This window comes from Pirellulaceae bacterium, from assembly GCA_029243025.1.
In the GTDB taxonomy this organism is placed as follows: Bacteria; Planctomycetota; Planctomycetia; order Pirellulales; family Pirellulaceae.
In genome coordinates this window covers 819646-835118 of sequence record JAQWSU010000045.1, presented here as the reverse complement: position 1 = coordinate 835118, position 15473 = coordinate 819646, and the positions used below count along the sequence as shown (strand labels likewise).

Annotated in this window: 8 protein-coding genes; 7 read left to right on the top strand and 1 reads right to left on the bottom strand. The window is 53.2% G+C overall.

Annotated features, from left to right (window positions below):
* Window positions 1-181 precede the first annotated feature (181 nt).
* From P8N76_22065 to P8N76_22045, 5 genes are all read left to right on the top strand, one after another.
* Entirely contained in the window at window positions 182-1123 is a 942-nt protein-coding gene (locus P8N76_22065; GenBank protein ID MDG2384370.1) for a LysR family transcriptional regulator, read from the top strand.
* Between the two features lie 83 nt (window positions 1124-1206).
* Window positions 1207-5796 (top strand): glutamate synthase large subunit, encoded by a 4590-nt coding sequence (gene gltB / locus P8N76_22060; GenBank protein ID MDG2384369.1) that lies wholly within the window; start codon window positions 1207-1209, stop codon window positions 5794-5796.
* 71 nt (window positions 5797-5867) lie between these two features.
* A complete protein-coding gene (locus P8N76_22055; GenBank protein MDG2384368.1) occupies window positions 5868-7448 on the top strand; it encodes a glutamate synthase subunit beta in 1581 nt (526 codons plus the stop codon).
* 403 nt (window positions 7449-7851) lie between these two features.
* Complete coding sequence (locus tag P8N76_22050; GenBank protein ID MDG2384367.1) at window positions 7852-9138, top strand: hypothetical protein; 1287 nt, start codon at window positions 7852-7854, stop codon at window positions 9136-9138.
* A 9-nt stretch (window positions 9139-9147) separates the two neighbouring features.
* Window positions 9148-9969, top strand: a complete 822-nt coding sequence (locus P8N76_22045; GenBank protein MDG2384366.1) for a hypothetical protein — start codon at window positions 9148-9150, stop codon at window positions 9967-9969.
* A 213-nt stretch (window positions 9970-10182) separates the two neighbouring features.
* On the opposite strand, the gene xdhC is transcribed toward P8N76_22045, so the two are convergent.
* Window positions 10183-10977: a xanthine dehydrogenase accessory protein XdhC gene (gene xdhC, locus P8N76_22040; GenBank protein MDG2384365.1), complete on the bottom strand. Its 795-nt coding sequence runs from the start codon at window positions 10975-10977 to the stop codon at window positions 10183-10185.
* Between the two features lie 187 nt (window positions 10978-11164).
* Between xdhC and P8N76_22035 the strand changes: the two genes are divergently transcribed.
* On the top strand, window positions 11165-12313 hold the full coding sequence (locus P8N76_22035; GenBank protein MDG2384364.1) for a lactonase family protein: 1149 nt from the start codon (window positions 11165-11167) through the stop codon (window positions 12311-12313).
* A gap of 173 nt (window positions 12314-12486) precedes the next feature.
* Window positions 12487-15348: a hypothetical protein gene (locus P8N76_22030; GenBank protein MDG2384363.1), complete on the top strand. Its 2862-nt coding sequence runs from the start codon at window positions 12487-12489 to the stop codon at window positions 15346-15348.
* The last annotated feature ends 125 nt before the right edge of the window (window positions 15349-15473 follow it).

The window sequence follows — 15473 nt, the reverse complement described above, 5'->3', positions numbered from 1 at the left end:
GGCTGACTCTGCTTTCGAAATTACGGCGGCCGGTGGCCGAATCCGCCGCTCTTTTCGCTCTTCTTTCTTGAAACTGCCGCTGGGCGCTTGACGCAGCGATTTACAGCCTTTAAGGTGTCGAATCGCAGATTAGTAAATCTGCTAATCAATATCCGAATCGCTAATAGTCTGTGGGGCGAGGATGCAGATCAAGCAACTGAAAGTGTTTTGCGACATTGCTGCGCGCCGAAGTATTTCTCAAGGTGCGTGCGAAAATGATGTGTCGCAGTCGGCTGCCAGCCAAATGGTTCAGCAGTTGGAAGAGCGCTTGGGTGTTAAGCTTCTTGATCGTTCACAGCGCCCCTTGGCGTTGACCTCGGAAGGTGCGGTCTTTTACCGCGGTTGCCGTCGGATAATTGATCGCTATTTTGCCTTGGAGGAAAATGTCCGCACCCTCCACGAAGATGTATCGGGACTGGTGCGAGTCGCTTCGATTTACTCGGTCGGATTAAGTCACATGAACCAATCGGTTCAAGATTTTCTTTCCCGTTATCCGAAGTCGAATTTACGCATTGAGTACCAACACCCGGACCGCGTTTACGATTTGATAAATCGCGATCAGGCTGAGGTTGGTCTTGTCAGCTACCCGCAGTCGGATCGAAAGATCTCGGCAACTCCGTGGCGCGACGAACCGATGATCCTGGCCTGTGCTCCACACCACGAACTAACACAATTTCGTCGGCTTCCGTTAGCGTTGTTGCAGGGACGCCCCATGGTGACCTTCACGAGCGACCTCCGTATTCGGCGAGAGATGGATCGAGTGTTGGCGGGGGCAGGAGTGGAAGTCGAAATCGCGATGGAGTTCGACAACACGGAAACGATCAAACGTGCGATTGAGATCAATGCGGGCGTTGGTTTGCTGCCCGCTCCGACGGTGCAACGCGAAGTTGCGTCCAAAACGCTGGTGGCGATTGAATTAGAGACTCCCTTGGTGCGGCCGTTGGGCATTATCCAACGTCGGGGGAAAGAGCAATCAAGAACCGCGCGACAGTTTGTCGAGTTCTTATTGCATCAGGCACAGCCGCTTGTTGGTGAGCTTGGTCCGGTGGCGGGCGCATTGGCAGCGTCGACTGTGACCGACTAGGGTACCGGCGAAGTCGCAGTCGGATTGGTCTCTCAAACCGGCTCCAAGACGATTGAAATTGTTTGGGAAGATGGTGGAGTAGCATGAAGGTTCATAACGATTACGGTTTTCCGCGGCAGCACGGTCTTTACGATCCTGCCAACGAAAAGGACGCTTGTGGTGTTGGCTTTGTGGCACACATCAAGGGTCAGCGTAGCCACCAGATCATTCTGGATGCTGACGAAGTGCTGCAAAATATGGATCACCGAGGCGCATGCGGCTGCGAAGCGAACACGGGGGATGGTGCCGGCATGTTGACGGCCTTGCCTCATGAATTTCTGCGCAAGGTTGCGAAAGCTGATCTGGGCGCCGACTTGCCGGAACCGGGGAAATTTGCTGCTGGAATTGTCTTCCTGCCACAGCGGGAGCAGGAACGGGCGAAATGCAAAGCAACGATTGATCAGATGATCAAACAGCAAGGCCAGCGATTGATGGGCTGGCGAAAGGTGCCGACTGATTCGAAAACGGCCAATGTTGGACCGACGGCGTTGCAGTCTGAGCCGTATGTCGAGCAATTGATCGTCGCTGCCGGTGACGGGTTCGAAGGTGATGCGTTCGAAAGACAGCTTTACATCATTCGCAAAAGTGGCACCCGTGTTTTGCGGCAAGACAGTTCGATGAAACAGGCGAAAATGTTCTACGTGAGCAGCCTGTCCAGCAAAGTCATCATCTACAAGGGCATGCTGATGTCCTGGCAGGTGCTTGATTATTATCCTGACTTGAAGGATCCCGACTACACCACACACCTGGCGATGGTTCACTCTCGTTTCTCGACCAACACCTTCCCGAGTTGGGATCGAGCCCAGCCCAAGCGGTTCATGAGTCACAATGGTGAGATTAACACGCTACGTGGCAATTCGAACTGGATGCGAGCCCGAGAAGGCGTGGTGGAGAGTCCCTTGTTCGGCGAGGATCTTGAGAAACTCTTTCCTGTCGTCGAGCCCGATCACTCGGACAGTGGGACGTTTGATAACGTCTTGGAATTCTTGCTGATGTCGGGACGGACTTTGCAAGAAGCGGTCATGATGATGATTCCGGAAGCTTGGCAGAATCACGAGACGATGCCAGAGGAGAAACGGGCCTTTTACGAATACCACTCTTGCTTGATGGAGCCATGGGATGGTCCCGCTTCGGTTGCTTTTACCGATGGCCACTACATTGGTGCAGCACTCGATCGTAACGGTTTGCGACCCTCTCGTTATTATCTGACCCACGACGACCGTGTGATCATGGCAAGTGAAGTGGGTGTTCTGTCGGTCGATCCGGCGATCGTGAAGGAGAAGGGGCGGTTACAGCCAGGCCGAATTTTCTTGATCGATTTTGAGCAGGGGAGACTGATTCCCGATGAGGAGCTGAAGTCGGAATTCGCCAAGGGACGTCCCTACGGCGAGTGGCTGAAAAAAGAACGAATTCGGCTCGCCGATCTGAAGCCGTCGGGCGAGGTCCCCGGTTACGATTCGGAGAGCTTGCTGCCTCGTATGCAAGCCTTTGGGTTCACGACAGAAACGATGCAGTTCATGTTGCTGCCGTTGATCGAGCAGCAGCGCGATCCGGTAGGCTCAATGGGTAACGATTCGGCACTCGCCTGTTTGTCGGATCAACCTCGTATGTTGTACGACTACTTCAAGCAACTGTTTGCGCAGGTCACGAATCCGGCGGTCGACTCGATTCGCGAAGAGATCATCATGTCGCTGGAATGCTACATCGGGCCCGAGGGCAACCTGCTCAATTCGTCCCAACAGCAAGCTCATCGTCTGTTGGTGCCTCATCCAATTCTCAGCAACGAAGAACTTGCCGCACTGCGGAACATTGAGGAAAACGCGAGTGGACGCGATTGGCGCGCCCAATCCATTGATATCACCTGGCCGAAAGCGGAAGGCACGGCAGGGCTCGTGAAGGCAATCGATCGTATTTGTGCCGAGGCGGAACAGGCGATTGATGACGGTTTCAGCCTGATTGTTTTGAGTGATCGTGAGGTTGGACCGGATCAAATCCCCGTTTGTGCGTTGCTCGCAACAGGGGCTGTTCACCATCATCTCGTTCGGCAAGCGAAAAGAACTCGCATCGGAATCGTGGTTGAAACAGGTGAGGCACGGGAAGTGCATCACCACTGCCTGTTGATTGGTTTTGGAGCCGACGCGATTAATCCTTATCTTGCTTTCGAGTCGCTTTGGAGCGCGAAACGTGATGGATTGTTGCCCGATGAGATGGGTGACGAAAAGATTGTGGCGCTCTACCGAAAGGGCGTCGCCAAAGGCATGTTGAAAGTCATGGCCAAGATGGGCATTTCCACCTTGCAGTCATACAAAGGAGCTCAGATCTTTGAAGCTGTTGGTTTGGGGCGAGAAGTGATCGATCGCTGTTTTGTGGGTACCGCGAGTCGAATCAAAGGAGTTGACTTTCAGGTATTGGCTCAGGAATTATTGCGTCGCCATGCGATCGGCTATCCCGAACGAGATGAGCAACGGATGTCGGCACTGCCCAATGTGGGCGAGTTCCATTGGCGAGCTGATGGTGAACGCCACATGTGGGATCCAACTTCAATCTCTGATTTGCAGGTGGCTTCCCGAACCAATAGTTCGGATGCCTATCAACGCTTTGCTGACTATGCGAATTCCGACGCAAAGACCCGCTGTGCCCTTCGCGGCTTGCTCAAATTTAAGTCCGGCGTTGCTGGCAACGCGGTTCCGTTGGAGGAAGTCCAGCCCGCAAAAGAGATCGTAAAACGATTTTGTACCGGAGCCATGAGTTTCGGGTCGATCTCGGCCGAGTCTCACGAGTCATTGGCAATTGCCATGAACCGTTTGGGTGGAAAAAGTAATACGGGTGAAGGCGGCGAAGAAACCGAACGTTGGACACCCGATCCGAATGGAGATTCTCGCCGAAGTGCAATCAAGCAAATTGCATCGGGACGCTTTGGTGTCACGATCAATTATCTGTCGAATGCCGATGAGTTACAGATCAAGATATCCCAGGGTGCCAAGCCGGGTGAAGGCGGGGAATTGCCCGGTCGAAAAGTGGATGACCGAATCGCTCGTGTGCGATTTTCGACCCCTGGCGTGGGACTGATCAGTCCACCACCTCATCATGATATCTATTCCATCGAAGATCTGAAACAGTTGATTCATGACTTGAAAAATGCGAATCCGTCTGCTCGTGTTAGTGTCAAGTTGGTCTCTGAAGTGGGTGTGGGAACCATTGCCGCGGGTGTGGCAAAGGGGTATGCGGACCACATTTTGATCTCGGGTGACAGTGGAGGCACGGGGGCTTCGCCACTGACCAGCATCAAACATGCCGGATTGCCTTGGGAGCTTGGTATCGCCGAGACGCACCAAACGTTAGTGCTGAATGATTTACGATCACGTGTGGTATTGCAGACCGACGGCCAACTGAAGACCGGCCGGGATGTGGTTATCGCGGCCTTGCTCGGTGCCGAAGAATTTGGTTTCAGTACGGCTCCCTTGGTGACGCTGGGCTGCATCATGATGCGAAAGTGTCATTTAAATACCTGCCCGGTCGGAATCGCGACACAAGATCCAATTCTGCGGTCCAAGTTTTCGGGCAAGCCAGAACATGTCGTCAACTATCTCTTCATGGTCGCCGAAGAGGCTCGGAAAATCATGGCCGAGCTTGGATTCCGATCGGTCAACGAAATGATTGGGCGTGTGGATTGCTTGGAAACAGAAACGGTGATCCAGCATTGGAAGTCGGACGGCCTTGACCTAACACCAATGTTGACTATGGCTGAGAAGCCTCATCCTGATGTGGGTGTCTACTGTCAAATGTCGCAGGATCATGGTTTGGATAAGGCGCTGGACAATGAGCTGGTGAAACTCGCTAAGCCGGCCATTGAATCCGGAGAGTCGGTGCAAATTGAATTGCCGATTGTAAATACGAATCGGACGGTTGGGACAATTCTGAGCCATGAAATTGCGAAGGCCCATGGCCTGGATTTGCTGCCGGATGACACGATCAAGATTAAGTTAACCGGTTCGGCCGGGCAAAGTTTTGGAGCCTTTCTGGCCAAAGGTGTCACTTTGGAATTGGAAGGTGATGCAAATGACTACGTGGGTAAGGGATTGTCAGGTGGGAAGATCATGATCTATCCGCCAACCAATAGTAGCTTTGTCGCAGAGGAGAACATCATTGTCGGAAACGTCGTGCTGTACGGAGCCACTCGCGGCTTCGCCTTTTTTCGTGGGAGAGCCGCCGAACGTTTCTGTGTTCGTAACAGTGGTGCTTGGGCCGTAATCGAAGGAGTGGGTGACCACGCTTGCGAATATATGACAGGTGGCCGGGCGATTATTCTGGGGGATACGGGACGTAATTTTGCTGCCGGAATGAGTGGTGGAGTTGCGTACGTTCTGGCCGACCATGATGACTTTCGAGATAACAAATGTAATCTCGGGATGGTCGAACTCGAACGCGTTGAAACCGACGAGGACATTAGCGAACTGTTCGAGATGATCGAAATGCATCACCAATTTACAGGATCGACGGTGGCCGACTCGCTGTTGCAGAATTGGCCCCAAGCGACTTCACAGTTTGTCAAGGTAATGCCTACCGACTACAAACGAGTCCTCGCGGAACGAAAGAAGCACGACGAGGAAGTCGAAGCTTCCGTGAAGTCATAATGTTTCCACGCCACGTGCTTGATCGGATTCAGCCACCGTTCACATTCACCTCGTAGAAAAGATGTTCAAAGATGGGAAAACCAACCGGTTTCAAAGAGTTTCCTCGGCAGCCTGTTCCTTACCGCGATCCGGTTGAGCGGGCGAATGATTTTTTGGAAATCTTCACGCAAGCGAATGCGAGTCATCTCAAGTTGCAAGGGGCTCGCTGCATGGATTGTGGTGTGCCGTTCTGCCAATCCAACAGTGGTTGCCCAATCGATAACCTGATTCCCGAGTGGAATGACTTGGTCTACCAGGAACGCTGGCGCGATGCGCTTGACCGACTCCACAAGACCAACAATTTTCCTGAGTTCACCGGTCGCACTTGTCCTGCTCCCTGCGAAGGGGCCTGTGTATTGGGGATCATTGAACCCCCGGTGACGATCAAGAATATCGAAAACGCGATCGTTGATCGTGGTTGGTCAGAAGGTTGGATCGTTCCGAACCCACCGTCTAGCCGCACAGGCAAGACGGTGGCTGTCGTGGGTTCTGGCCCGGCAGGATTGTCTGCTGCTGCACAATTGAATCAGGCAGGGCACAAAGTGACCGTCTATGAACGAGCCGATCGGATTGGTGGTTTGCTGATGTACGGCATTCCCAATATGAAGCTCGACAAGCAGACTGTGGCGCGACGAGTTGACCAAATGCGTGCGGAGGGTGTTGATTTCGTTACGAATGCTCATATCGGTAAAAAGGAGGATTTTGGCGAAGGGCACATGACGCGGATCATGCAAGATCGTGACTGTGATGTGCAATTCATTGATCCGAACGAACTTCTCGAACAGTTTGACTCGCTGGTGCTTGCTACTGGTGCCACACGTCCGTTCGATCCAATGGCGAAATGCCCTGGCCGAGAACTGAAAGGGATTCACAATGCGATGGAATTCCTGACGCGAAATACGAAGAGCTTTCTCGATTCGCACTTGGCCGATGAAAAGTTTATTTCGGCAGCCGGCAAGGACGTCATTGTGATCGGTGGTGGCGATACGGGAGCGGACTGTATCGGTACCTCCTTGCGTCACGAGTGCAAGAGCGTTGTCAATTTTGAACTGCTCGATAAAGCACCGGCAGAGCGAGCGGATAACAACCCCTGGCCCCAATGGCCACGCATTTTTCGTGTCGACTATTCACACGCGGAAACGGAAGCTCGGTTTGGAAATGATCCTCGGACTTACGCCGTATTGACCAAGGAATTTGTCAACGATGGTCAAGGGAATGTAAAAAGCGTGAAGACCGTCGAACTGGATTGGTCGAAACCGGGAGAGAAAGCCCCGTTTACAGAGGTTGCCGGATCTGAGAAAGAGTGGCCTGCCGATCTGGTCTTTTTTGCCACCGGCTTCCTGGGCCCTGAAAAAACAATTGGCGGAATGCTTGGACTCGAAATGCAGAATCCGCGCGGTAATTGGGAGACGTTCAAAGCCGAACACGGTGACTATGCAACTAACGTGCCCCGAGTGTTTGCCGCAGGGGATTGTCGGCGTGGACAGTCGTTGGTTGTCTGGGCGATCAACGAAGGTCGCGGTGTAGCACGTGCCGTTGACGAATTCCTGATGGGCCAAACCAGTCTGCCCGCCCCCGGGGTTTCGCTTGGTTCGACTCTCGCAGCAAACTAGCAGTGGTAAATATCTCCGCAGAGATTCGCCCCTGACCGAACCGCCGTCCATATCGCGAATAAGGGGGCAACAGTGGGCGACAGATTCACTCTCGCGGTTACGCCCAATGACCGCTTTGCGCCGGATAAGACGACATTCTCGAGATGGGTCGGAAGGTAGATATGCGGGCAGGGTCTCACGATGACTGCTATTTAAGATTTTCACGCTTACTATACGGCAGTGAAAGCTAAAGTTGGAACGGCAGGATTCACTACACTTTCCTAGCGTTTCACCGACCAATCCAGTGTCTGTCTTATTCAAAGCCCGTGTTTTCCACTACTTCCGAATGCTCATTGTTGCCACCAGTGAGACTCCGGGGCTTCGCTGGTTGTACATCTAATATTACCGGCTTGCCCTGGAGTTGGTGAATCGCTTCCTGGGACGTGAAGGAGACATCCTCGCCCTGATGGTGAGATCAAGCGAGAACAGTGGCACGAACAAGGACGCTTTCCGCGCGGCTCAACCATCACCACGCCCGGGTATCAGCGACATTGACTTGACCGTCATCGTCCGTGTCCATTCGATTCCCGAGCGGCTGTTGTTTCTGGAGCGGTTCTGGCGACGGTATGCACAGCTGCGATGGGTCGCCCCGATGTTGGTCGAAGTGGACATTCTGACCCTGGAGGAATTTGCAGATAGCCTGCGACTTGCCTGTGCGCCGATGCAGTCGCGCAAGACATTCCAGATCATTCTGAACAGACTTTCACCGAATGAGCAGAGAGCTCTTCAAGATGCCATGACCACAAAGGATCGGCAGGCCAACATTCGTGACCACCGGCGAAATCTTATAATGGGGTACCACTACTTCGTGTTGCCACATCTCTTCCAGACGGAGCAGCCGATCGGTATCTCCACGGCGTTGCTGGAGCATTCACTGGAAAAGATGGCCGACCAGCTCGAGCTCTCTGGCGGCCGGGCCCAGTTCAGCGATTTCGACGCGATGCGAAAGTTTCACGAACTGCTCCCATTGCTCCGGGACTATCTTTCTGGCGATACATCCGTGGATGCGGTGCCAACCAAGAACAGGGTCCCCGATCTTGGGGAACTCGAGAAACTCAGCATCTTGTTCTGCCGAAGTCCTGCTGACAATGGATCTTTCAGCCTCGGTTTCCTCGTTCCTGACAATGCAAGCGAAGAGCAGCTGCACAAGGCGATTTCATCGATCCGGCGATTCTGCTTCGCCTTCTCTCCTGTTCTTGCCGACCGATTCGGCTGCGATCCGAACCTCTTCGGCCAGGAAAAGGGCTGGCCACTCCTCCTCCCGATCTCACTGTGGCCCATCTGGTGCAGAACCTATCCCCTGGAAGCCGCGGCGTTGAAACAAGGCGGCTGCGTAATCCTGGGGGATGAACCCGTCGCCTGCCCCGAACCCGAGACAAGCGATTTTCTGCAAAGCGCTTCGATCCAATACGGAATTTGGCTGATCAACAGGAACGATTGGTTCAAGGAGAAAGAGCCTCGACGTACTGTGTTGTTTGAGGCGATGTCCGGCCACATCCAGCGATACCGACATGCCTTGACGGAGCCGCAGCCCATGCCTTCTGCAGGACGATCGGCCGAACGGAACGCGAGCTTTGAGGACGTGTACCGGACATCCGGACTGCAACTTGATCGTTTACGAGACACCATTACGGCTTCGAGAAGCCACTAGGCAAAGCAAATGTTGCGAATCGTCTACCAGGAGCCCCATCCGCACAGCGGAATGACGACCTATCTTCAAGGCCTGCGAGATATCGCAGACGGCGGAGTGTCGCTCCACCGCGAGTCTGAACTTGGCGACCTGCAGCCTCAGTCAGGCGACTTGGTCATATTCAACGACCAGCTGAACGGCGCTTGCCGCTCCCACATGCAACGCTGGAAAAAAAAAGACGTTCGCTATGGAGTGCTCCTCCACAGCCCTGTACTGCAAATGGACCTCTCCAATGAACTCAGCGGTACCATCGCAGTGATGAGGGAGATACAGGAATGGGGGCATCGTACCCGCCTGTTCTGCGCTGACAAGGACGCAGCGGAACTTCTCCAGAGAACGGTGCCGACGCTCAGCGCAACCTGGCTTCCTCACTGCCTGCCCGGCTTCACGGGCAGGGATGAATTGCCGCAGAAGAGAGCATGCACGGAGAGTGGCAATAGAAAGATCTGGCTGCCGTTGACCATTCAGGACCAGGATGACTATTACCGGCACAAGAACACCTATTCTCAGATTGCCGCTCTGGCGATTGTCGAACGGGAAAGCAACGTCTCCTTTGACCTTCTGACGAATTATGCGTCGCCCCTCCTGTGGGAGTGCGCAGATTTCTTTTCCCTGTCATTGACTGCGGTTGGCAGTTTGCCCGAGCAAGAGTACCGATCGCTTCTTGACAAGGTAGCGTTGGGCCTTTGCGCAAGCTTGTCCGAGTCCTTTTCCTACAATGCGTGCGAGCTCTTGCTTGCTTGGGGTTCCGACGATCTTCGGCCCTGCTCTCACGTGGGCCTGGCAGGATGAGGAGATCATCCTGGATTGCGGGATCGTCCACCCGGGAGCCACCGAAGAGATTGCAGAAAAGGTTCAGCGGCTGATCACATCTCCCGACCGCTACCTGCGCGCTTCGCAGAACTGTCAGGCAGTCGCGTGGCAAACTGTTTTCAGAAACCACCAGATCACAAGATCCCAACTCGCCACGTTGGACAACTTTTCCGGCAAAGCACCCGATCCCGCCTAGGTCCAGATTTTGTCACGGTGCTCTAATAACTGTGCGGCAATGCTTAGTGCAATTTCTGCTGGTTGGTTATTGCCGATCGCGAGGCCAATCGGACAGAAAAATGCTTCGGCGCGCTGTGTATCAATGCCTGCGTCCAACAGTTCCCTCACCAGCACATTTCTCTTGGCGCGGCTGCCAATCACCCCCAAAAACGAAAATTCGCGATTCTGCTGAAAGATTTGCTCCAAGATAGGTCGGTCGGTGCGATGCCCCATCGTCATGCAGACCACAAAATCCTCGTCTCGTAATATTTTGACTTCGTCCGCCGGATTATCACTCTGCTGAATTGAAAGCTTTGGCGATGTTGGGAATCGGGCCAACCAGTCTTCACGCTGATCGATACAAGTGATTTGGCAGTCCAATGACAGTAAGCATCGCGCTAACGCCTGAGCAACATGTCCCGCGCCGAAGATAACAATATGCCAGCGACGCGCATTGAAGGTTTCGAAGAATAGACGCACGACGCCACCGCAGGTCATCCCGACATCTTGCTGCAGATTCCATTCAACTAATTCGGAGGTCGTGGTGGGATCGATGTGTGATAGCATCGATTGGGCCGCTTCGATTGCCTGTCTTTCGACGCGACCACCGCCTACCGTGCCAAACACTAAGCCGTCTTGATCGACCAGCATTTTCGAGCCGATGTCTTGGGGGGTGCTGCCAATGGCATCAACCATCGTGACCGACACAAACGGGTGACCCTTGCGATCAAGTTCGGCTAACCGTTCGACGTATTTGTTTGCATAGCTCACTTTAAGCCTCACTCAAAACATGGTTGCGTGCACTGATGATATCGTGAACCAAGTCTGCACTACGTTCAAGGAGGCTGCTGGCCTTTCGGTGCAGTGCGTTACTTTATTCGATCCGCACTTTGGGCGGTTGAATCTGTTAAGATGGCGAGCAAGCTTGGTGAATCATGACGAAGAAAGGTCAACGGAAATGAACGTACGAACTTGGTTTCAATATGTGCTGTGGGCCTGCTTCCTCTGGGGAAACTTTGGATTAGGAGCAAGGGCAGACATGTTTCGTGTTTATATCGGTACCTATACCGGTTCAGGTAGTCAGGGTATCTATGTGGCGGAATTTGATGCAGAAACCGGACGATTGTCGAAGCCGCGACTCGCCGCTGAGGCCGTTAATCCCTCTTTTTTAGCGATTCATCCGACAGGAAAATATCTTTACGCGGTCAATGAAACGGCCGACTTTGAGGGTAAGAAAAGCGGAGCACTGACCGCCTTTGCCATCGATCAAGAGTCGGGACGACTTAAGCCATTGAATCAAGTTGCGTCGGCTGGCGCTGCCCCCTGTCACCTGGTTGTTGATCAAGCTGGCAATACGCTCCTGACGGCCAACTACACCGGGGGCAACGTGAGTTTGCGAGCCATCGAGTCCGATGGACGGTTGGGCAAGCAAACTGATTTTCATCAACACGAAGGGACAAGTGACAACCTATCTCGGCAGGAGGCCCCCCATGCCCATTCCATTAATCTAGATGCTCAAAACGAATTTGCCTTTGTCGCAGATCTGGGTACCGATGAAGTTGTCGTCTATCGATTTGACGCGGATAAACAAAAATTATCTCGCGCAGGTGCGGCAGCCGTTGAACCCGGATCAGGGCCACGTCACTTTAGCTTTCATCCATCCGGTAAAACGGCTTACGTCATCAATGAATTGAAATCGACGGTGAATGCTTTTCAATACGATCCCGAACGAGGACAACTGAAAAAGATTCAAACGATCTCCACCCTGCCCTCTGATTTCGACGGAACCAGTTATACGGCAGAGGTTGTCGTTCATCCCTCCGGGAAATTTGTCTATGGTTCGAATCGGGGGCATGATAGCGTCGCCTGTTATACGGTTGACGCCGACACAGGATTGCTGACGCTGGTCGAAGTCGAGCCAACCGGTGGAAAAACTCCACGGAATTTTGCCATCGATCCGACCGGAAAATACCTGTTTGCCGAAAATCAGGGAAGCGATTCGATTGTTTTGTTTGAAATTGACCTGGCAACGGGAAAACTGCAGCCCACCGGGCAACAAGTGGCAGTGCCAACCCCGGTTTGTGTCAAATTCCTGCCACTCGATTAGTGTCTTAATCGCCTGTTTGCACCAAGGATTTTCGCTCCACCTTTTTCGGATCTGTCTGGTTGGAATGCAATCCATCCCAGTTGGTTCTTTCCTGATGCGATGCGCCACGCAACAATCATGGCTGGCGTTTGTCGCGAGGCAAGGTTTCTTGAATTAGCTGGGTGGAAATTCGAATGACAATTCGTAATCTCGTTTCCGCGAGTGGCTTGATGCCATTTGGGGTGGCTGTTTTCTTGCTAGTCGTGTCTGGACATTCACTGAACGCGCAGCGATTTGGGTTGCGTGGGCAGCGTGGAGGTGAGGCTTATGTGGGTCAGCCATTTGGTGTAGTCCGGATGTCGTTACCCGTCGCAGCGACTGCGGAAGCTGGGACGACAGGATTTTCTTTGAGTGAAGCGAATGGTCGGGTATTCTATCCCGTGTTTACCACCGGTGGACCGTTGGGTATTTTGCGACAGCGGTTAGCTGATGGAGTACCGGCGCTGGGCGGACCGGCGCTGGGCGGACCGGTGTCGGTCTACTTTCTTTTTCGAGGTGCCGAACCGCTCGATATCACGATCACCGCCGATAAGACGCGCACTTTTCGGATTACTCCACAGCGAGACTCTCGAGGGCACGCGCGCACATTACGAGCTTGGTGGCGACAGTATTCAGCTGCGGCAGAGAGTCAGATACGTCAGAGCGACTATCCACCGGTGATTGAATCTTATCTCACCACCGTGCTAGCGCGTCGTTTGGGTTTTTCAGATCCGTTGCTAGGTCGACTGGTGGACTTGAGAGAGTCAAACGAAGCTGGAAACCAGACGCTTTCCTTATTATTAAACACCGAGTCAGCACGTCAGCAAAGTTTGGAGCAATCGTTAACGGGAAGAGCAAGGGATGCGGGCCCGGCTGATCAGCCCCTACCCGCGGACATCCCCTGGATTTCGACACGCGTCTCGGAAGATCTCGGAGATGTTGAGGTCGAGCCGATTGCCAAGCGTGTGCCCGCCCAATGTTTTTACCTTCGATTTGGGAGTTTTAAAAACTACCTTTGGTTACGTCAACTGTTGGATGACTTTGGTGGTGATCTTAGTCGGATGGTGACTGCTCGAGGTCACGACCCGCAACTCAATCAACGTCTACAGGATCAGCTGGGACTTAAAGAATCGGCTTTAGCCAAAATCGTGGGTGGTCAAGTCATTGCGGATGTAGCCATGATCGGGCGTGACACTTATTTGCGTGAAGGAGCCGCCTTTGGAATCCTGTTCCAGGCCAAGAATAAGTTACTTGAGCCGGATTTGATGAAACAACGTCGGGATGCAGTCAAACGCGAGGCGGAAAATGGCGCTTCGATGTCGACGATTGAAATCGCAGGTCGCACGGTTTCTGTTGCATCAACCCCCGATAACCGATTGCGATCATTTTATGTCATCGATGGCAACTACCATTTAGTCACCACATCACGCGCGGTGGTTGAGGCGTTCTTGGCGACGGCGGATGGTGCGCTTTCGTTAGCACAGACCCCCGAATTCTTGCTGGCTCGCCAGGAGTTACCGTTAGACCGGCAGGATACAGTTTTCGTCTATTTATCACCTCAGTTCTTCCAGGGATTAATGGGCCCTCAATATCAAATTGAGTTGCGAAGACGCCTCCAGGCGGTGAACGATCTGGAAGTGTTACAGATGGCTCAGTGGGTCGCTCGCTGGGAGGGACTCAATGATTCGTTGGATGCACTCGTCTCCGCCCAGCTGGTGCCCGAAAGCGTCAAGATGCGGCCGGATGGCAGTTTCCCGATCGCGGAGGGCGACCAATATGTGGATTCCATTCGAGGTGGTCGCGGCTCGTTTGTGCCGATACCTGATATGGAGATTTCGGGGCTGACCCGACGTGAGACCGAGATGTACCAGAAGCTATTTGAGTTTCATTCGACGAATTGGAATCAAATGGATCCGCTGATCGTGGCCTTAAAGCGATTTTCGCTGCCGGAGGCTGATCGGGAACGTTTACGCATTGAAGCTCGGATGCTACCTTTTGATCGCGAAAAGTATGGTTTGATTACTTCGGTGATTGGTCCCCCATCCAAATTGGAGCTGAAGCGACCCTCGGAAGACATTGTCAACGTACAGCTGTTGATGCGAGGCGGAATGCTGATGCAGGACATCGGACCACACCTGATTGTGATGGGACTTCAAGATGCGGCTATGCCGCTCGATTTTGGCCGCAGTTCGATCTTGCGAACGTTGATGATTCTTCAATCGGCTCCGGCTTATTTGGGAACCTGGCCCAAGTTAGGATTGCTGGATTTGCTGCCGATTGGGGCGGGAGCGGATGTGGCCGGCTATTCCCGCTTGCCCTTCGGTCTGTGGCGAAGGCAGTCGCCCGATGGCTTTTCCTTGCTCTCGTTTGATCAGCAAGTGCTGAAAACGACGTTACCACAATTGACGCCACAGCAATCTGAATACTTGGCTCAGGTTCGCGTCCGAGTCGGCGATCTTTCCGCTTCGAAGTTGCGACCATGGATCGATGCTTGGAGCGATCATCGCGCTTTTCAAACGTCGAAAGCAAATGTAGATCTTCTGCACGCCGTTTCGCAGCAACTAGGTGTGCCTCGAGAGCAAGCGTTGGAGGTTGCCGAATCGATTCTTGACGTAAACCTGATTTGTACGCTTGGCGGAGATTATGTGTTGCATGAGGATGCAGATGGGCAGCGACGCTGGCTTTCCACAGCTTGGTCAGGAGCGATCGAAGATCAAGAAGAAAACCAGAAGCAAACGGAAACTCAAGATGATTCTCCCCTAATGGAATGGTTTCGAGGTTTGGAAGCCGATCTGGTGATGCTGGACGACCGAGTCATTGCTTACGCTCAGGTAGATATGCAACGTAAGTCCTCTCAGCAAGAAAACGAAGACGGTTTTCCACTCTTCAATCTGTTTCGTGACAATCCATTCAAATCTCCGCGTCAGATCGAACCCGCCGAGAAAGATCCCTTCGAACAGCTTCCGCCTCCACCCCCTCAACCCATCTTGGAGCCTGAGTCGTTGCCGGATCAGTAAGAGTTGAGAGTCGACGCGAATGCAGAGCATCGTAGGATGCTTGAGCAGATGGCGGACCGCAGCTGATTTGCTTGGAGGATTTTGAGGATTTGCTTGATGGCGAATGAGTTGCTGGAAGCAGGCGG